The 21552-nt window shown below is 39.9% G+C and carries 13 protein-coding genes; 2 read left to right on the top strand and 11 right to left on the bottom strand.

The window, feature by feature from the left end; genetic code table 11:
• The 3 genes from QD47_RS25635 to QD47_RS32680 all read right to left on the bottom strand — a co-directional run.
• Window positions 1-688: tyrosine-type recombinase/integrase (locus QD47_RS25635; RefSeq protein WP_044648767.1), on the bottom strand; the 688-nt coding region annotated here is incomplete at its 3' end.
• Window positions 689-848: 160 nt separating this feature from the next.
• Window positions 849-1592 (bottom strand): hypothetical protein, encoded by a 744-nt coding sequence (locus QD47_RS25630; RefSeq protein WP_044648766.1) that lies wholly within the window; start codon window positions 1590-1592, stop codon window positions 849-851.
• Between the two features lie 67 nt (window positions 1593-1659).
• On the bottom strand, window positions 1660-1821 hold the full coding sequence (locus tag QD47_RS32680; protein ID WP_200893521.1) for a hypothetical protein: 162 nt from the start codon (window positions 1819-1821) through the stop codon (window positions 1660-1662).
• Between the two features lie 209 nt (window positions 1822-2030).
• Here QD47_RS32680 and QD47_RS34305 point away from each other — a divergent pair, with 209 nt between their 5' ends.
• Complete coding sequence (locus tag QD47_RS34305) at window positions 2031-2249, top strand: YczI family protein (RefSeq protein ID WP_082067300.1); 219 nt, start codon at window positions 2031-2033, stop codon at window positions 2247-2249.
• Here the strand turns inward: QD47_RS34305 and QD47_RS25625 are convergent, their stop codons facing one another.
• The 8 genes from QD47_RS25625 to QD47_RS25585 all read right to left on the bottom strand — a co-directional run bounded on the left by QD47_RS25625 (window position 2250) and on the right by QD47_RS25585 (window position 19271).
• Window positions 2250-3503 carry a DNA modification methylase gene (locus QD47_RS25625; protein WP_044648765.1) on the bottom strand — a complete coding sequence of 418 codons (1254 nt, stop codon included), beginning with the start codon at window positions 3501-3503 and terminating at the stop codon, window positions 2250-2252. It abuts the gene before it with no gap.
• 952 nt (window positions 3504-4455) lie between these two features.
• Window positions 4456-6291: a DNA primase family protein gene (locus QD47_RS25620; RefSeq protein WP_044648764.1), complete on the bottom strand. Its 1836-nt coding sequence runs from the start codon at window positions 6289-6291 to the stop codon at window positions 4456-4458.
• A 19-nt stretch (window positions 6292-6310) separates the two neighbouring features.
• Complete coding sequence (locus QD47_RS25615; protein WP_044648763.1) at window positions 6311-6508, bottom strand: DUF5659 domain-containing protein; 198 nt, start codon at window positions 6506-6508, stop codon at window positions 6311-6313.
• An 86-nt stretch (window positions 6509-6594) separates the two neighbouring features.
• On the bottom strand, window positions 6595-10116 hold the full coding sequence (locus QD47_RS25610; RefSeq protein WP_044648762.1) for a hypothetical protein: 3522 nt from the start codon (window positions 10114-10116) through the stop codon (window positions 6595-6597).
• A 525-nt stretch (window positions 10117-10641) separates the two neighbouring features.
• The gene (locus QD47_RS25605; protein WP_044648761.1) at window positions 10642-12276 is read right to left on the bottom strand and encodes a DUF6119 family protein; all 1635 of its coding nucleotides are present in this window, start codon (window positions 12274-12276) and stop codon (window positions 10642-10644) included.
• 364 nt (window positions 12277-12640) lie between these two features.
• Window positions 12641-15133, bottom strand: a complete 2493-nt coding sequence (locus tag QD47_RS25595; protein WP_044648759.1) for a pPIWI_RE module domain-containing protein — start codon at window positions 15131-15133, stop codon at window positions 12641-12643.
• Entirely contained in the window at window positions 15130-18213 is a 3084-nt protein-coding gene (locus tag QD47_RS25590) for a pPIWI_RE_Z domain-containing protein (RefSeq protein WP_052646929.1), read from the bottom strand. Before QD47_RS25590 ends, QD47_RS25595 begins: the two co-directional genes overlap by 4 nt.
• The gene (locus QD47_RS25585) at window positions 18210-19271 is read right to left on the bottom strand and encodes a restriction endonuclease-related protein (RefSeq protein ID WP_044648758.1); all 1062 of its coding nucleotides are present in this window, start codon (window positions 19269-19271) and stop codon (window positions 18210-18212) included. The genes QD47_RS25590 and QD47_RS25585 overlap by 4 nt, the downstream gene beginning before the upstream one ends.
• A 1372-nt stretch (window positions 19272-20643) precedes the next feature.
• Here QD47_RS25585 and QD47_RS25580 point away from each other — a divergent pair.
• Window positions 20644-21552 (top strand): contractile injection system protein, VgrG/Pvc8 family (locus QD47_RS25580; RefSeq protein WP_044648757.1); only part of this gene is annotated, 909 nt, incomplete at its 3' end.

Raw genomic sequence — 21552 nt, 5'->3', positions numbered from 1 at the left:
GTGGTGTCACCTTTACATTGACTCGATCCCCGTATTTGCTCAAAATCAGATTAATCGCATTTCGCTCCAAAGGCCCTCGCTGCCCCATACATAGATATTCTGATTCCACTTGTGGCCTGACTTCAAGATATCGGGTAATGGCTTTTCGTACATCCTTATTCAATGGTATGGTTCGATAGGCATTTCCTTTGCCAAGTATCCTCAATAAACCTTTGCGTTCACTGATTTCAATATCCTTCAGCTTGATGCCAACCAATTCACTAACCCGTATCCCTGTTCCTAGCAGTAATTCAATCATACAGATATGCATTCGATTGCCCATACGATGAATTTCATTGCGTAACTTCCACAAATTCTTTTCCTCAAGCCCCTTATACTGCCGAACGACCTTGTTCCTGACCGCTTCGATATGTATTTCTTCCTTTATATAGCCTTGCTGATGCATCCATTGTGCAAATACGTTGATACTGGCGATCTTGCGGTTGATGGTGAGTATCGCTTGGTTAGTGCTTTGCAGAACCTTCTTGTATTCTACGCCATCCAATTCAATCCACTTGTCCAGTCCATACTCCGTCTTGCCCCGATACCAAGCTATGAACTGTAACACGTCCCTAATGTAACAGGAAACGGTGTTCTCGCTTCGATCCTTGCTACGTAAATGTGCTTCAAACCCTTGAATATACTCCATATTCGCCCCCCACCCTTCGCTTGTGTGTCACATCATACCGTTGATGTGGGGCAAAGTCCAGTGATTGCATAACCTATCTTATGTACTTGGTTTGGGCCATTTACAGGCTAATTCAGGGCTGAAACTGGCGTTTATCTATACAAATACTGACGGCATAACGTTATGGATGCGAATCATCCGGCTCCACATATCCTTCCTCAACCTCGACCGATTCCTCAACAGCTTCATAGTCGGCATCCACCACATCGGCTTCAATCATATCCAAAAATAGTTGCTTCCGTTCCTGTTCTAGTGCCTTCGTATTGACCACCAGTTCGCGTCGATCATTCCACTCGTTGGGTGCGCGGTTCTTTAAATAGAAGATCATCGCTGTCGGATTGGGAGGCTGATATCGTTTTACCTTCTCAATACGCGTCTTCTTTTTTCCATTTTTGTCCTCTTCAATGATTGTTTTAATTTCTTCATATTCATATCCTGTAGCGGCTTTCAAAAGTGAATTTTCCACGTGTGAAATAGGGACAGATCTGCTCCATTTGACTAGTTCAGCCAGCATCGGATGCTTATCTATGTACTCGTACCAAGTGGTTTTACCTATGTCGAGTTTCTTGATAATGTCCTCCGCATTCACGCCTTCTTCGAACCATTGCTGAATCTCCGCTAATCTAGGGTATACATGTGTTTCCCATTTAGTTGGACGTTCTAATGCTTCCGCAAATTTCGGATGCTTCCTACGATAATCGCCTAATGTCCAAATGTGGATATTCAATCGTTTCGCTATCTCCTCATCTGTGGCCCCTTCACGTACCCAAACGGGAATATCCCTGAGTCTTGGCACAACAAATTGATCATACTTGGTCAGTATCTTTGGCTTGTTTCTTTTGGGTTTTTCATTGTTTTTGCTCATCTTCTGTTCACCTCCAGCACGAAAAAAGGGAACAGACTATAATAGCCCATTCCCCATATGTATCAGCTTACCCTTCCAATTCAGCCTCGTAAAACAATTCAATATCCTCGATCACCTTCTGAATCAACTCGTTATCCTCCTGAGCTTCCTCAACTCCTAGCACATTTACCTTTTCGGCTTGCATGCCCTTCAGGAATCGAATCACCATATTCACTTTTGCCTTCCCCAATTGAATCACCCTTTCGGTTTAGTCAGCACATGATACCTCTGACCTTGCCGACTCAGCAACTACTTCATCATAACCATACTACTTACCATTCCGAATCAAATAGTTGTATAATATTGTATAAAGGGGTTACACCGAATAATACGGTATATGAAGTGGGGGAATTTACCTATGCTTAAAAAACTGAATATCTATCAAGTTCTTAAATTTGTATGTGCCGCTGTTGTTATAATACGTCCCTTTGGTCACTTGCTTATCCCGGCGACCATATTCTATTCAAATTCTCACAATTTTTCCTCGGTCTCATGTTTTTATTTTCTGGCTTCTCAGAACTTAAGGCAAATCGAAAAACTTACGCAATAATTAGCTTCAGTGTCTCCTTGTTTTCTATTTTGGTATTTATAACTACTCTTTTATCAAGAAAAGGTTAACTACACGCACTCTAATTCTGAATTAGCAACCATTTCATGATAGTCATATCGCTTACCATCTCGAATCAGATAAACGCCGCTATTATCGCCAACATGGGCAATATATCGCTTCATAATCACATCTACATACTTAGGATCAAGCTCACTGGTATAGCAAATCCGATCCGTTTCCTCACAAGCAATCAATGTTGAACCTGAACCACCAAATGGATCAAATACGATATCACCAAGCTTGCTCGAATTTTTAATTGGGTAGCTAATCAAGGGAATCGGCTTCATCGTGGGATGAAACTCATTCCGGAAGGGACGATCAAATTGCCATAATGTCGTTTGCTTACGATCACTGTTCCAGTAGTGTCCACTTGTCGGCTTCCAACCGTACAATACAGGTTCGTGCATCCAGTGATAATCTTGCCTACCCATTACCATTGCTTGCTTTGCCCAGATACAGCATTGTGCCAGTTTGAATCCAGCTTCGATAAATGCCTTCCTAAAATTTAATCCTTCGCTATCCGCATGGAATACATAAATACTCGCTCCGTCATCAGCTACTTCAAACATTAGAGTATAGGCAGCCAATAGAAAATCATAAAATTGGTGATTGTCCATTTTATCGTTCTCTATTTTCAATGCATCCTTGGTCTTACCTGTATAGTCCACATTATAAGGTGGATCAGTTACAATAAGCTGAGCCTTCTTGCCATCCATCAACGTTGCAATATCCTGCTGATTAGTCGAGTCACCGCACATTAGCCTATGCTTCCCAAGTAGCCAAATGTCACCTTTACGAGTGATCGGATGCTCAAGTAATGCTTCTTCTACATTAAAATCATCCTCATCATCTACAGTTTCCTCGTGCAATGTATCGAGCAACTTCTCACACTCGCTCATATCAAATCCAGTTAGAGAGAGATCATAATCAGCCAGCTTTAATTCTTCTAGTTCCTGCGCTAACAATTCAAAATTCCAATCTGCATATTCACCCGTTTTGTTATCAGCGATTCGGTAAGCTTTGACCTGTTCTGGTGTTAAGTCATCCACCAGTATTGTTGGGACTTCCTTCAGTCCAAGCTTCTTGGCTGCTAACAGACGAGTATGACCTGCTATGATTTCATGATTACTGTCAATTAGAATGGGATTTTTAAAACCATAACTCTGAATACTTGTTGCTACATAATCTACAGCTTTCTCATTATTTCTGGCGTTTTTTATGTACGGAATTAGAGTTTCTACGTTTACAAATTTGATTTCCAATCCACTTGATCCCCCTTTCTAATCTAACCTTTACCTTCTGTTCACTCAGGATTAAAGTGAAGAATATGCCAAGCCACATACAGATTGCTACGGCTAATGCTAGTAACAATATCATCATCCTGATTTCTCCTTTCCAAAATGAAAAAGAACCCTAGCTCGTAGCCAGAGTCCCCATGTAATCTAATTTGTAATTGTAAATTTGCTTATTGTGTCACGTGACACACTCAAACTTGAAAGCTCAAGCCTCCACTCATGTGGTTTAAAATTTTGAAAATATCAGCCTACATTCAGCAAGATTAATTTGTATATGTAAATCGAAAATTTTAAAACGATATTCCTATCCAGTTAATAATATGACTTGATTACGTGTATGAATTCTGCTGAATGTATATATAATCTATTTGTGGGATAGGGGAAACTCTCCAAATATTTTCCTTCGTTCCGCTTGAGCTACACTTCGGACAAATATTTGCTGCCGCCGTTTCCCCTCCCACACCCAATCCCTTTGCGGCTCATTAAGTTCACTTTTGCAACTCCAATCATCCCCTTACTCTAAAATTCATGGCTAAAGAAATATATTCAATCCCAAATCACTTCCTCTCTACGGGCTGACAAGCCCATCATATACAAACATGTTTCCTATTCTCCGTCCGTTTGTTTCCAATTTTATAACACCAAATTCCTGTCTTCGCTTCAATTTCTCCAATATAATAGCGGATTTTTAAAAGCTGTTTCCATGTTTCCAGTTTTGAGCACTCCTTATCATATATACACTCCTCACCAGCACATAATATTCGATCAAATATTATTATATGTATTTCTCTCAAGAGTTAAAAAAACAGGAAACATGGAAACAAACTCATGATTCTCTATGTAAACAAACTATTTTTCCGTTTCCAATTGTATTCAAAACAGAAAACGAACAGGAAACAGATGCTCCAAATAGGAAACATTATATTTTGATTCCAAACCAGCACGGAACTGAATTGCCACTTGTTATTCTGGCCTTCTTCTGATACACCTTGTCCTTAAGTTTTGTTTTGATATGTTTATTAAATCGAATAATCATTTCAGGTTTAAATCCACCTTGTTTACACCATGCAGAATACATCGTATATAACCTTTTACATTCGATTCGGCTTTCATGTTGTTTTGAAGCTTCACTTTCAAGCTGACACACTTCATCTATAAACAGCATAATAGTATCGGATTCCATTTGATACGTTTTAACTTGCTCTGTAATCGTTTGTGAATATGAAAATCCACCTTGTTGTTCGAGTCGTCTTAAGCCCTCAAGCGCATAATTCAATAATGTCGATAAAGCGGATGGAGTCGTCAGTTTATGAATTAATTTCGTATCCTTTTGTTGATCCGTAAATTTTCGAGTAAAAGGAAACACCGTCAGCCTTCTAAAAAATCCGTCACTGTTATCACTACTTTTCGGCAACTCATTGGCGCTGAACAACAATTTACAAAACGGCTCAAAGTTAAAGGGATCTTTCCCCTTTTTCTCTGCGTTTAATCCTTCACCACTAGCAAGCACCTTGAGGTTACCTGTAGAGTTCAATGCATCCGCAGGGATATCTGTAAAGCAATTCAGCACTTTTCCATACAGTTCAGCAATCTTAAACCTTGATCTGTCTCCTTCCAAATCCTGAATTTTAACTTTGGATATATTCGCCTTGCCTATCATGGCTTCAATCGTTTTAATTAATACCGATTTCCCGTTACTTCCCGTACCTGTGAATAAAAATATTTTTTCATACTCCAAGGTGGGAATCAGGAAATAGCCAATCATTTCAAATAAAGTTGCATGCGTATCCTGTTCAAGCACAGATTCGATAAACTGAAGCATAGCAGGATCATTGGCCGTAGGATCATATAGAACAGGAAATTGAATGGTGCTCCGTCTCTCAGGCGTATGCTCCCTTAACTCTCCCGTTTTCCAATTCAACAAACCGTTTTTCACATTAATATAGTCGTCCAACAGATTCATTTGGGTTCCTGCAATATAACTTTGGGCCTCTATGTAATAACGTGCTTCCTTAATCCGACTATGGCGAAACTCATTGTCCAGCAGGGTAACGGATAATTGCTCCAAATGACGCTCACCATCATTGACATATACGCCCTGATCATACCGATACAAAAACGTACCATCAGAAAAACATTTCATATGCTGATCTAAAATATCTTTGCCATACCAGATAGGCTGAAATTTCTTCTGGTTCCCGTTTATCTCAAAGTATTTCCTATAATAAGGCTCAACCGAAGGTGGATTCTCCCCTGCCGACTCCTCGTCACGTTTGAACACATCTGGAATATCGACATAAGATGTAAGCTTAGAATTGCTTTGACTCCGGTAATACTCTTCCTCATGAGCTAACCATTCTTCATATTGTTCGGCAAGCCACTCTTGATATGCAGGATCATTCGCTTTCCGTTCTTCCTCTTCAATACGTTGTTCAAGTTCCCAATTCTCAAAAAACGCGATCTCCTTCTTGAAATACGCTCGTTCCGAATCGGTCATATATTTATCGTCCGTATATGTCCACCACGTTTTGCCACCATTATATGAAAACTCTAATTCATATGGAGAATATTCAAACTGTATCCGATACTGCTTATCCACATCTTCCTTGGTGATCGGCTTCCAAATGCCATCCATCCAAGCTTCTACTTGCTTGCTATTCCTATTTTTCCGTACATCCACCCGTTTTCCGTTAATGGTGAATTGGTCAGTATAATACTTGTGTTTATCATCGTGCTTCTCTAAAGCTATTGTCATATTGTTATGATCCCCCTTATTAATAGATGTTATCGACTACCTGTTTAAATTCGTTATATTGTTCCATGGCCTTCCTTAATGGAGGTGAATCCTTGAATATAAATATTTTCCGATTGGAATCCTTTAAATCTACTTTTTCATCCATTTTATGAAACCGATTAAACATCAACCATCCTGCCATCCGAGACTGGGTAATGACAATTGTATGGCTTTCCATATTTGACCTCCACATATTATAAACGTTTGGGATATGAAAGGTTAGTCTCTTCCACATCCCTCTCTACCGGCTGACAAGCCGCATCGTTAAGCTCGGAAGTCTGCCCGGCAAATGATGGAAGCCTTTGTTGTCTTTATAATGTGCTTAATGGTGATCGACTTGTTCATATAGCAATTGAGGATGGAATCTCCTTCTTTGCGAGCAATGCTCAATCCTTCAGCCACGCCAAGCCAGCCTCGGTCATCAAACAAGGTATACGTCTGACCCACTATTTTCTCAGCTACTTCTTTTGGATTCCATGTCCTCTTTTCGCTGCTTACCAAGGAAATTTTATAGTCGATGAGATCACCGAGCTTCGCACCCTGTCGTTTGAGGTACTCATCAGGAATGCTCATATCTTTGCCTTCAGGCCATTGTATTGTGTAAGCTTCTTGTTTGATCACCGTGGTATAGTTATGGTCTAGCCACGCAAAGGTATGTTGATCAATTTCATTTGCCTGCTGGATATAAGCTTTATCTTTATCCTCATAATGAAGCTGTACATTTTGCAGCATTCCTTCACTGGCGACCACCCAACAAAAGGAATAATTTTTATTCGATTTTTTCGCTTTGGAGTCCACGTAAGTCTTCCGCACAGCAGCCGTTGCCAACAGAGAAGGACAATCGCATATGTGTTCTGCTGCTGCCTTCGTTTCCCGATATAGCTCCGCAAATTTGGTATCCACTTCTTTTCGCAATCGCTTCTGCTTCTCGTCTGATGCGAATGGATTCAGGCTTTGCTTCTCTTGCGTTAGCTCTCTATTTATTTGCAGGAACGTATCATAAGTTGTCTTTAACGCATTGATGGTTTGATCCACATACACTGTATCCAAGTCAGGATTTTGAAAATACTGATAGATATTCTCAAACTGATGTTTCCGAATTTTCCGATCCGTATCGTCTATCATGATTCGATTTATATATTTCTTAAATGAAAACATGGACTCGGCAAGCAGATCTAAAGCCGAGATGTGCTCACGATCCTTGTTGTAGGTTTTTCCGTCTTTGAAAAATGTAAATTGTGGCTTCAACGTTCCAAACCGATATTGAATTGCATCTGGAATGACAACCTGATCGAACAACCCCGATTTGGATGCATCTATACATAGGGCTTGTAAATGCTTCATGATCGCAATTGGAAACTTGTATTGCAATAGCCCTTCTTGCGCGTTAGCGATATTTTCTATCGTCGTATTGATATCGGTGATTTCTCCCGTTTTATCTTCAGAGCGAATAATAAAATCAATAACATTTGCCTTGTTCCATTCCTGTGAAGGAGCGGTGGATTTATCTGCATCGTTGACTTGTACCAGTGAATCAATAACATAGTCTGCCAACGATACTTTAGCTTGAACAGGAAATCGTTCTGCAAAATGCTGCTGGATATTCTCATTCAACAGGTCAAGCCGATTTTTATCGTGGTGTTCACTTTCTTCGTTATTAACCTTGAAATTGTACTGCTGTAGGTATTCAATATGAGTCTCTGCCAAGTTTAATCCTGTAGACAGAACCAGTAATTCATCGCCGTCCCTGTCTGCGCCGCCAAGACGATCTGGCTCTGTCCCTAAAGGAAGCTGCACAATGTTGTCGAGATGATTAATAAACTCAGCATCCTCACCTTCATAATCCACAAATGTGGTTCGCGTGATTTCACTGAAGGACATGATCGGATTTCTTGCAAATAGATTCTGGCCTAATATCGCACCGCCACAGTAACTCTGTTTCGCAGATAGAAAACCTTTATATTTCCATGTATGGTGATCCTCTGCCGCAGCGTAAGACAAAAACGCTAAAATATCTTGTGTCACATATAGATACTTGGCTTCAACATAAAACTTCCCCAAGCCCATTTCATCTATTTTATGATCAATCACTTCCTTGATCGTTTGCCTTACTTTATGATCGAATACCAATTTTTTATTAAGGTGCAGAGCATGAATAGCATCGCTGCACTGTTTACCAATTCCATTATCTGAATTTTCCTGATACACCAAGTGCAAGAAGGCATACAAATAGCGGAGATCTCCCCAATCCAGTTCCTCTTTGCGATAGATACTTAATGCCCGATATATGAGATCACCCTGCACATGGGATAAGCAAACGACATCTCTGGCTTGCAGATCAAGAGCCAATAACAACTGATACGATGATTTCCGGTATTGTTCATGCACTGGCTTGGCAATATTGGAGATACCAATCGCATCATAGCCATACTCAATCAATTTAGACTGGTATGCTGCTATCGAGGGAAATAACCAAGCTTTCTCCTCTGAACCGTCTGGCTTTTCTCCGATCACTTGTAGCTTCGCTTTAAAAGTAGACTCAGTGGTCAAAATATCAATCTTATCCGCATCATGCCACGTTCCGAATATATCCTGAATCCGCTTCACGTTATGCTTACGGAAATATCCATGAAAATCTACACAAGGAAAAAAGCCTTTGATCGCTGGCAAGCGTAATTGATAACCTGTAATCGTATAGTCTACCTCCAGGAATCGTTCCATTTGTTGCCCTAACTCTTTTGAGACCAAACCCATACCATCAAATACATTTTCCATGACCGTATGATTTTTTACTTCAGCTAATTGCAACCCTGTTGACCATGGAGTGATGGGGAGTTCTTTTTTCTCATACGGCTCAGTCTGGTCGATTGTCCAGACGGGAACCGAAACGCCATCTTTCTTTTCGACTTTCCATGCAGGCTTACTAAGGTGCTCTAAAGAAACTCGTCTGCTATTCTCTTTTTCCCAGCGACCAGTCGTTTTGTATTGGTCTCTATCGTTAGGTGCGATAGGAAGTTCAATTTTATGATCTTTGACCTTTTGGCTGATTTTTTGGCGCTGCTTTTTATAGTGCTTTTCTTCTTCCATATAGGCTTGGAGCTTAGTGTACATGTCCTCTTCTTCGGGTGTACGATGATATGGAAGAATCATCTCTACATCTTCCGTTATGGGTATTTCTTTGTCAGGGAGGATGCAGATGGTTAATTGCTTCATATCTACAGGGCAGAGATACACATCTGTTGTCATTAGAGCATTGCGCGTCAAGTTTTTAGATACGGTGCATTGGGTCGGTTCAGTTCCAAGGGAAACATATGCTTTCAACGCTTCAGCATATTTCTCCAGTATAAATAGCTGACGACATTCTTTGTTCTGAGCACCAGAAAGGACATTATCCAGAAATACATAGGTATGCCGAGCACTCTCTTGATCATTTGTATTTGAATAGATGGCTGTAAAGCCCTTTTCCAGCAAACGTTTGAGTTTGTCATTATCCTCTTCACCACGTCCACGTCCAGTTTCGATGGTCATGATTGGGAGGAGATTCTTCTTTTTTCTGATCGGCTTGCTATTATTGGATTTTAGGTTAAAAGTATCTTGATTGGTTATGTACTCTGGCGTAGCATCGAATTTCTTGTTCATTATTTTCTCGTGTAAAATGTAATACATGAAAGTTTCGCTTGTTTGTTTAGCATCTGCTAAAGTGTAGACCAGCGAAAACTCCCCGTTTCGTTCTGTAACATCGCCAAGTTGATATTGCCATAGCTGATACTGTCTTTTTTTGATCACATGTTATCCTCCAATATTATTAATTAAAAGAACATATGTTCCTATTATATTATACCAAATGTATGTACGGTTTAAAAGAGTGGGATTTAAGAAATTTATAAAAAGAAGGCTGAATTTTTAAGGGAAATAAGAAAACCGAGAGTTCTAGGCTCTCGGCAGTTGACAAAGCAGATGATAAATCAGAAATTTTATTCTCTCATCCACACGTTTTAGATTTAATATTTAAGGCATCTTCGTTTTCCATAGGAGATTGATTAAAATAACAGGCTGAACTAAATACAGAAATTAATATTTGGTCTTCATTAATAGAAATATATTCATCAAATAAATAATTAAAGCAGGAACCAGAATAATTTGAAGTCCACTATATCTCCTATACTCACAGGCAGTTTTACCCCAAGTATACACCCGCGCATGTGCGACTCGCGTAAAATAGACACATGTAGATGTAGCGGTATTGGTTTATAAAAACATTTTTTATGAGGTTCAATTGAAGATAAAATAGGTTATATCAAAGGCTTATGCTTATTCTTCATCTTCTTCATCAGTAGTTATTTCCCCTATTACAGGTATTTTAAACATTGCAACTTTCATCCCCAATCTATTGATAAGTGCAACATGATGCAGGAGATTTACTTTACTAAAAAAAGGTAAAATAGTACGAATATCATTAGATTTTGAACTTGAAATAGCGTAAACTAACGTACATTCACCATACGGAAAATCCTGCTCATCGTAGTTCTCGTCTGGAAACTTCTCTATTGCTTGACGCACCAAGTGTTGTCTATATTTAGGAGAGTCCTTTAACATTACCATTGATACCGAGCCTTGAGCAAAGAGATGACTTAAAGTTGCTGATCGAGTTTCTTTCTTTACACATACAAAGTGTTTATCTCTAGAAAGAAGGTCACAAATTTCAATTTTACTTCTCGAGTTTGGAACCTGGAAATTTCGTTTATCTAAACATAGGAAGTAATCCGAATCTTGCCTTTCATTATAAGTACCTTCTGCTTCTTTATTTTGAATTTCTGTAAGAAAATCAGCGTTATCAATTAGTGGTACTTCCATTATCTCATTTTGTATTCTTGCAAAATAATCGTTATCTATTTTATACCAGTTGTTTAATGAAAATATAAATGTACTTCCACCATATTCAGTTTGGAAAATTATAAAATGATTTATTGAAACTGCAGAAGTGATTGGATTCCCTGTATCGTCGAAACCCGTTATTTTTATTTTGTTTATATCGCTTGGGGAATTAAATTCAATTTCTTTATCAAGTAACGAATAAAGATCCTGTAGAGTAACCTCATCGGTGTCAACTTTTTTACGACCACGTCTTATTTGGTAAGTCGAGCATTTCTCATATTCAATCATATCAGGGTAAGCTAATGAAAGATTATCAGTTTCTTGCTCACTAAGAACATTAAATAAATTCAAACTTAAAATTGAGATAGTCTCAGCATCTTTAACTATTTTTATATTATCAATAAATCCGAAGTTTTCTTTATAATCTTCACTTAGGAATAATTCCAATATTTGTTTACATTTGTCACCTAATCTTGAAAATGTCACATCACTAGTTACACTTAACGAGGAGGTCGATCCTCTAACCGAGGTGCCAAATTCCTCATCTCTTGACTTCCCTGAAACTAAGTTAATCAGGTCTTGTTCAAAATCAAGATCAAATTCTCCTACCTCACTACCTTTGTTAAATAAAACTCTTTTTTGTTTTGTTTTTAAATCTAAGTTTCTTACATCAAAAGCCTTAAGTTCTTTAGAATCAATGGAGTTCAGTGCTACTTTTAGCCCAAAATTATTTTCCAAGTTATTTTTATTAATTGCAGTAAATCCAAATCCGCCTGTTACAGCGAAAAAATATGGGGTTTCATCTTTCATTACCTTAACTAAAATGACATAAGAGTTAACCATATTTTTTATTTCTTCTCTATTTGGAATTTCTAAATCATTTTCAAGAAAATTAATCCATTTGGGTTCCTTTGATTTATTCCTTTGAATATAAACCTTAAATTCAAAATCGCGTTCAATATCTCGAGGCTCTAATTCAAAATAATTATTGTCTTTATTTACTTTCTTAGATAGGATTAGTTGATTAAAACTTCGTACATTCTCATTGAAGAGATAGTAGGATAATTTCAAAATAAGACCTCCTATGATTTTCATTGTCTATTTGATTGAATACTACTATTTCAAGCAAGAACTGCAGCTTTAGCGGATTGAGCATACAAGCAAACGCAATTCTAAATCTCTTGAGGGGCAAAACTCCAATCCAGTAGTTCCCAGTAAAAAATCCCGTAAGGTTCAACGAAATTGCGATTGGTGGCTTTATAAAGAACGCAATGGAATTGAATGCTTCTTTAATCGGATTAAACTTATCGTCGTCTGGCACACGCTTTGATAAATTAGCCTCTACATTCAAGGCTTTTTTGACGTTGGCTTCGATTATGTTGGCTAGCCTAGCCCTAGTGCAATCTCAGCATTATATTATCTGGACAATTACCGACTACACCAATTCCTTGGTTTCATCCAACATTTCAACTTCTTCATCAAATTCTGGGTCATAATCGTTCTCTTCCCCAGTTAAATACTTCGACAACATGCTCATCACTCTAAGAGTATACGGATAAATCGTATGCTTATCATAAGTCAGTCCTATTCTCCGCAATTGATCGGCCAGATTTGCGAGATCATCACGTTCTGTTTCACCCAGCGCCCCAAGAGGAATATACTCAACTGCTTTTTGCTGAAGCAGCATTTTGCTAGGGGACAAAAACTTGGTATCCTCGTTCCTCACACCAGACCAAGCCCTCGGCCTTCCACCGACACCATAATAAATCCCCAGGGGATCCTTAAAGATACCTGAGGCCTTGTTATATTTATCTTCATCATCATTTTCTATAATCCGATACTGCGGGATATCATCCCTCGTGTTGATACGGATAAACTTCAGACGCGGATCATTTTTTAATCGCCCACTCAAATAAGGAACCGCATCGTATTGAAGATCCGTATTCCGGATTGCAGGAAGCCAGCCATTTCTCAGAGTAGCATTTATAATTACTATAAGTTGTCCTAAATCTTGATCAAGTTCCTCCTCAATAGCTTTGATCATAAATGCTTTAAAGATCTGCTCACTTTGGTTACCTTTCTTTGGCCTCTCCAGCATCTTAGCCTGCTCCAGAGAAAATGGTGCCTCGGCTAATGCTATCCAGGAATCTACTCCGAATATCTTTACAGTCACTTCAGTGCCATCCAATTTTGAAATGACTGGTAAATATTTATTGTCCGATTTTAACACATTGTAGGATAGAATTCGTCCGAACGTATCAAGTTTTGTAATATTGTGACTTAAGAATCCAGCATCACTAAGCAAATCTAGCAAAGCGTTAATCATTCGGGCAGTATCCGCTTTGACATCATCTATCAAAGGTTGTATGAACTGAGTAAGACGTCTTGCCTTTTTCATCCCCTCCCTTATTGCATGTTTGGGGTCACCACCTTTGCTCCAGCTTTCTTTCTCGTTGATTTCTACCAGCGCTACTACCAGTTTATCTCCATGAGTTCCCGATGAAGTTAATTTCTTGTTTATCTGATTGACCAGCTTTGTATGGGCAACATCGGCTTTATACGTCCCTATTTCCAGCTCACTGACAATCCCTTCAGGACTACGGTGTACGAATTCTACAGTTACATTTCTATCGCTATTAAGACCAAATACATTTTCAGAGATTTGACGATTAAAGATTATCGGGCTGTTCTCCAGTGATTTTTGTTCAGTTGTGTAGACTTCTTTCATGGCATTAAACATAGATTCGCTGCTGAAGACCTCTATAATAATCCGCTTCGCTTGATGCGCAATGATCGGAAATCGAATATCATTCATTCGCTTACGTGGAATCTCGGGAATATGAAATAATGGCGTTAGATGATACGCTGCAAGAACCTCTTTAAATTTGTTAAACAGACCTCTTTTCTCCGCAAGGCCAAGTCCGAATTTCACAAAATTCCCTTTTCCGTTGAAAGAATTGTGATTGACTACATATGCTGTAACTTCACCTGCACCATCCAGATACGCAGCAGGATGGGCGAGCAGCATATCCGGCTCGAACGACTCTCCATACAGTACGTCCCAATACAAGCCATCCAGGGCTGTTTTCCAGACTGCAAATGAAGATGTTTGACTTCCACCACCTGCACGACGCTCAAACTTAAGCTGCGAGAAAGAACGCTTCTCATGCAACATATATGGATTACGGACTGAAACCAGGACAGAACAGGCATGATCCGCTTTTAGATAACAGGTATTCTTCTCCTTATTAATCTGTGCGTCTTTTAAGTAGCGACGTGTTCCCACAGAAACTACGATAAGCGATCTCTCTGCATCCCCACCACGATTCTTAAGTTCAACCTTCATCACATATGAATAGGGATCGTGCCTTGGAGATTTCCGAATCGGAGTTGAGATACATTCATGCTGATTATTAAAAATCGTATGGTGGAACTGAAGTTCCTCTACGATATCTTGTCCTAATTCTATGATTCTGGATTCTTCACAAAATTTATGAGCTGCTAGGCCGGGAAGCCACTGATACTTATCAATGGAGTCGTAGATTTCTCCAAAGCTAGAAGTTACCCATCTCGGCTCGGCATCTTTAATCTCTTCTGGGAGTTCTGCCACTGTATATCCTTTCAAATGAGCAAACCAATTCAGTGTGAGCTTCTTGATGTGTGCCTCCGAAATTTTTACGGTGGAAACAATCCAAGGCAGGTCTTTCTGTAAAATTTTATAACTCAAATCTGCATACACAATCTCCGGAAAAATACTTTTCAATTTCTTTCCAAGAGGTTCAACCTTATAAGAAAGCTTATAGTTCTGCGCTGTCGTTTGCGTATTGAAGAAATTACGCCAGCTTACAGGCATATGCATCACATGAATCATTTCATGATAGAACACCTTCTCGTTCACTTCCAATGCAAAAAGCTCCATTCTATTCATATGCTACCTCCCATATTCATATTATTAATAGCTTTGCTAAAGGTTCCATACAAGCTTTGAAATAAAGGATCCTTTTTGTTTTTGCGCATAATCGCTGCCCACACTTCAAGCATCGAGTAGCCTCCGGTCTTACCTGCTGGTTTGGCATTAAATTTAGCATCGCAGAAGTATACACGAGCATCTTTACCCCCACGTAGCAGGCGGCCGATCATCTGCCATACCGGAACAAAAGTATACCAGCCCATAATCTCCCGCTCTTTGGGACTTAAGATAGACCAGAAATCCGGCTTAAGGTACATATTCTCCAACTTTCCGCTGCTCATCTGCCGCAGTTTGGTAACAGCCTTATCGTAAAAGAGGTTTTGTCCTTGCACTCTCCACAAATAATCAGGCAAATAAGCATGCAGGATTTGAACAAGATAATTCAAATCATTAGGTAAAGGGTAGGGACGAACCAGAAAGAATACGGTACCGAATAGGGCTTCTCCATGTTCATCCAATATGTTGTATCCCCTTCCCACGGACAATAAGGGTACAATTAATACTTCCCCCCGATCCCGATAAAAGGATTCAACCAACAATCTGGAATACTGATCTTCTTTAGGAGTAGCGTCCTTTGAAAGCGACTTATATCTGCCAGTCCAATTTCGATCATTCCTAAAAACACTACAGACTGTTTCAACGTCATCATAAGAATTCACAACCAATAATACTCTCCTGTTGTTACCAGTATTCTTCCAATGAGTTAGCTCATAATTAATATCTGGTTTTAATTGATGAACCATACCACTTAAATATTGATTTCTCTGATCCGAGTCACGAATACCTGACACCGCATAAAATTCCCCACGAACCACATCAAGCACGGGCTTAAAAACCATTTGGATGTCAGAACTTTGACGCCCTGCTCGAAGCAACCATTCGGAAGAGGTTTCCAGGTTATAATGAGCCGACTTGGGAGCATGACTGGTTCCAGAGAGAAAAATAACAGCAGGTCCCTCTTTCCCATCACATTCTTTATAAAGGTTATGCCAATCATGCAGTAGCAGGCGTCCCACCGCAGTGTATTCAATAAGCTTGAATTTCCCTGTCTTTTCATTGTCGGTGAGGTCATATTTATATCCCAAGGTAATCCCGGTCATAGCTTCTTTCATAAATGCCTGGTAATCTTTCTGCATGGTAAACAATGGTGAGAAATCAATGGAAAGGCCCAGCTTGGCCTGAATCATTGGAAACGTAGTTAATATGAATTTGATGCTTTCCTCTGCCCGACATAAATACAGGAAGAATTCAAGTTGAGCATATAGCAGTTCCTTTTTGATTCTTGATTTTGAGATTCCATTCACCTTGGAAATAATCTGATCCAGGAGCTTCATTTTCTGTTCAAAGCTCTCTGTCTCTACTACCTCATCGACAATCCTTGATAGCCTTGGGTCCTTGTATGGATCTGAAGCGTATTCAGTAAAACACTTGAAAATTTGTGTCTGCAGTTGCGGGTTATCAGAGAGTTTTTCACTAAGTGTACCTGCTAATGCCGCCACCCTGATCAGGTTATTCCTGATGTTCTTACGCAACGTTTGGGACAGTTCCAATTTGTTGTAAATACGCCAGATCATATGTTCCAACATACGGAGTCTATCGTTCCACTCATTAATTACTGGATCGCCAGCATATTGTCCATAACGCCCTCTAGTAAGCTCATTGGACTCATATCTTAACTGCTCAAAGATATCGTCTGCCGCTCCGAATACTTTATACTGCGTTAAAAAAGTCTCATCGAACTGCTTCTGTACCTGATCGGCCTCATCCACAAAGACCACATCCAGCAGGTCATACATTGCTTCATAAATGGTTCTCTCAAGAGGATCTATCACAGTAGAAATACGCGTCTTAAGAACACTCGGTGCTGTAGCTACCCATACCTCAGCATTCTTTAGGGCAGCTAAATCCTTATAAACACCGCAGGTATTTGCCAGCGGACATTTTACAGATATATTACCTTGCTTCAACTGGGTACATGGGTATCGGTTGCTTCGTTCATAGTCTTCTGCTAATGCTTTAACGATGCAGATTTCAGATAAGTGAGCAAGTGACTCATACTGTTGATTCTGCCAATCACTAATCTCTTGAATGTTATTGCTATTGGCAAACAAATAGTTACTAAGATGATCTTCCCTTGAGGATCTGCCAATAACAGGCACGGCATGTATTCCGAGCTTGCGCAATTCTTTAACACGTTCGAGAGCCTGCGCTACGCTACCTTCAATAAAGCCTACCCTGGCTCCATGTTGTTTGACCAGCCGATAAGTCTCCATCATCATAAAGGTAGACTTTCCTGCTCCGAGTCCCCCTCCAATATGTTTATTTCCTTGATAAATGAATACTTGCTCGATATCATCAAGCGACTCCAGAATCACAGATTTGGATCTGCTCATCCACATCGTTGACGGTTCAAGTAGTTGATCCATCTCTTGCGCTAATGCAGAGCCAGAATAGGGAATTGAGAGTTTGTATACAGTTTTTGAACGGTATGATGGCAGAAGTTCTGATTCATTGGAGAGCATAGATTCAGGTATTCTCCCACGGAAAGTGATCGATTGTCCGCCCCGAATTCTCCGGGAGTATGTAAATTCTTCTTCGTTTGCAAAGGGCCTTGTATTCGATTGGCGTGGAATGGGGTGTTCAAGAATGCTCTGATAGATAGAAGCTCGGTCTGTAACAAAGCGCGGAGCAATTCGACCAGCCGCTCCGTCCTCTCTGATATCGTACAATCGATAATCTCTATCCAGTTCCTGGTATGCAACAATACGTTTCAGTAGATTTTTCTTGGTTCGTAGTTCGGGAAATAAGATCCTTAGCCGGATTACAATATCCATTCGGGAAATGCTTTTGAGAATAGGGGCATTATAACCAACCAGAATCGCCCATGCCTGATAAATTGAGAGCGTAGGATCAATAATCTGGCAACCCGTGATTAGTAGCTCCATACTAGCCAGTACATTAATCTCCGAATTATTAAGCTGAAGTGTTTCAAGATTAGTGGTCAAATCTTTTGAAATATCCCAATAAGTCTGTCTCACAGGAACACCTTCTTCAATGATAATTCGATTTCGTTCTCCATAATCATTTCTATATACTCCTGAGCGGTTTCGTTCAATAAAGCCATACTTCGTTCACGATAAGAAGCAAAGAGCAGGCTGCGATACTCTGGAACAACGATCAGACATTTTCCTTTATACTTCTCCAGATAGGCAGACGTTTGGTGGTTGAAGAAATTAGCAAGCGTACGAGGATCCCTGAAATCCTTGACGTCAAGATATACCCTTTTGCCATTTACTGATACCGAGAGATCATATTCATCCACATTGGGATAGAGTTCAACTTCATACCCTTTTCGGATTAGACGCTCCGCAATTCGCAATTCAGACATTCCAGGCAGAAGCACGAATCTCTGGATTCCGGGCAGTTGCCGCAGTACTCTTTCCTTCCCAAAATCAAAAGAACTCAAGTTCTCAAAATCAGCAAGCAAATGACAGATGTCTTCTTTGTTGCAGCGCCAACGATCTTTCCTATATTCCAAGGTCCAGCCACAGTTCGGGCATTTTCGGAAGTTAGCTATAATAGGCGTTATTTCCTCATAGCATTGTTTAATCAGGTTAGTTAATTGAAGATCTGTAAAGGTCTCAGCAAACTCAGACAATTGGAAGGAAGTAATTATGGAATTTTGTGGATTGGACAGAAATGTGCGGATGAGAGCATACTCCTGCTGCAACTGCCGTCCTTCTTCTTTGCAATACATTAGAATCTCGTACATATTCTGTTGCTCGGCATCCTGTGGGGAAATATGAAGGTTTAGAAATTCATCTGCTTGCGGGGAAAGACCTACATATTCCTCCAATAATGGAGCATCTTCGGGGTAACATTCTTTGAGGTCAGGGACTCCCCATTCTTTGGATGGGCGATGAAGAATTTGCAGCAAATGAAATAAATCGACCGGAGGTTGAGCCTTAGAGGGAGCAGTCTGGCCAATAAATAACAACATCCCTTTATAGAGCTCGTCTGGAATTTTGCCGTAGTTGCCTTGCCACTTATAAAAACCTGTAATCAGGGAAAGAAGCATATCCTGTTCTTTAGCCATAGAACAAAAAGACCTCCTATCAAACAGTAGATTAAGTAAAGGATAAACCATGGAAGTGACTACAGGGAGTTAGCAAACGTAAGTCCTTTAAAAAATATTCTCTTATTCGTATCAATTCGACAACCCAGGTTTGAAATCCTTGTGGAATCAAAGAGACAAACGTGAAGTCGTCATATAAAATAATTTAAAGAATTACTGAATTTCAAGCGAACATTCAACTCGGGTAAATAAACAATAAGACTACCGAAAAGTACGTGAGTGGCATAACGACTTCAACCGCTAAACGGGAAGCTGTAAAACAAGGATATAACAGACTTCGGCCAAGTGAATACGCAAACGATATTTGGCTGTGCTTTTTCGATTGGAAGATCGAACCATTCCCCAAATCTCGGAAATTGGCACCGTACTTCTAAGACCGTAGGCGATTATCTGCACAAATATCAAGACGGAGGATTAGAGAATTTCGCATCTAAAGCCAGATGCAATTTTGTAACCGAACCAAGTTAACTGTAGGGAAGATGTTGAAACTAAAATGCCAGATGTTGAGTATGCAGTATTGATATTTTATGAACTAGATGAAGAAGCTTGTAAGAGGCTTGATATAGATGTGCACGAAGGTATTTCGATGAAAATTAACGAACTCTTCCCTATCCAAACCATTACTCCAGTTAATTCATAAAGGTTGTAAAGAACAGAGGACTGCGTTATTCTCTATCCTCTGTTAATTACGCCGTTTTGGTACCCCACTAAGTGTCAATACATTGTGTTGACACTATACGCTCAACCTACTTTATAATATATATATCCGCACTCAGATTACTCTCTAGGATTACTCTTAATCCCTCGTACATCAATGCTTCTCATCTCGATATATTACTACCACGCACTCCACATGCCTTGTGAATGAAAATAATATATGTTCCCGTACTCAACCCTAAAGCCTTTTTTTGAATGCAGGAACATATTCAAGTTGCCTTCCATCCCTTGTACATCAATGCTTCTCATCTCGATATATCACTACCACGCACTCCACGTGTGTCGAGACGGTGGAAGGGATATATTCCTTCTTACCACCTATTTTCTACTCTACACTTCCCTCCCACACCTCTCCCTTCCAAAAATACACATAGTAAATACCCCAACGAATGGGTCATTCTGTAAACAAAATCTCTCTTTTGACCGATAAATACATATGCTGGGTTGTTCATTAAATATCGCCTCTCGTCCTTTTATGCCAAACAAACCTTGTAATACATATCTATCTCGACTCAAAGCTGTACTCATCCGTGTCTTCTATAATCAGAAGCGAATTAAAAATGACATACTTTACTTGGAAATAATCATCACATCTAGAAAGGAGTCATGAACTCACTTGAGCATATTATCAGATGGAATCGGATATGAAAGCCTACGCTTGTATGGTCCCTTTCAGTCACAACACATCGAACAACTTCAAATAACACGTACCATTAATGATCATGCCTATTTACATATCAGTGGGTTGCTCTCCGAAGAACAGGGAGCAGCTTGTATCGGTCAAAATATGGAGCATGAGCCGATTGTGATTCGTCAGTTGGATGATCAGGGACAATCACTAAGAAGGCTGTTCCATGGGATTGTTACGCGTATGTCCGTACACTGTGTACGAGGCGTATATACCTTTGAACTGGAGGCCGCTTCCCATTCCTATCAAATGGATATCAAGCTGAAAAAACGTTCCTATCAAGATATTCACCGTACTTATGATGATCTGGTCACCTCGATGGTTCGTAAATATGAGTATGGAGATGCCATTGACACCGTAACTAATTATGCCAAACTGGATACTTTTGTTTTACAATATGAGGAGACGGATTGGGCGTTTTTAAAGCGTCTTGCTTCTCGCTTTGGTTCCGTACTTGTGCCAGAGGTAACCGCAGCTTCGCCCAAAGTTTTCTTCGGGATGCCAGAAGGCAAACAGTACAAAGTAGAACGAGATGTATTTTATCGGGTACGAAAAACGTTTCATGAGCTGGATGCGGAAAAGCCGGGAGAACGTGCTGGCTCGTATGTCACCTATATGATTGAAAGTCTGCAATACTATGCGTTAGGTGACCTTATCACGTTACCCATTGGACAAGGCAAAGAGTTGGTCATCGTTCGGGCAGTGACACGGTTAGAGGATGGCTTACTGCGTACCCGTTATGATCTCCAAGCGGAACAGAATATTCGCTATGCCCGGTATGAAAACGATCAGGCCACCGGGATTTCGCTGACAGGAACGGTGCTCAAGGTACAGCAG

Source organism: Paenibacillus terrae (genome assembly GCF_000943545.1).
Taxonomy (GTDB): Bacteria; Bacillota; Bacilli; order Paenibacillales; family Paenibacillaceae; genus Paenibacillus; species Paenibacillus terrae_A.
Note: the sequence above shows the minus strand (reverse complement) of the source record. Positions and strands in the feature narration are given on the sequence as shown.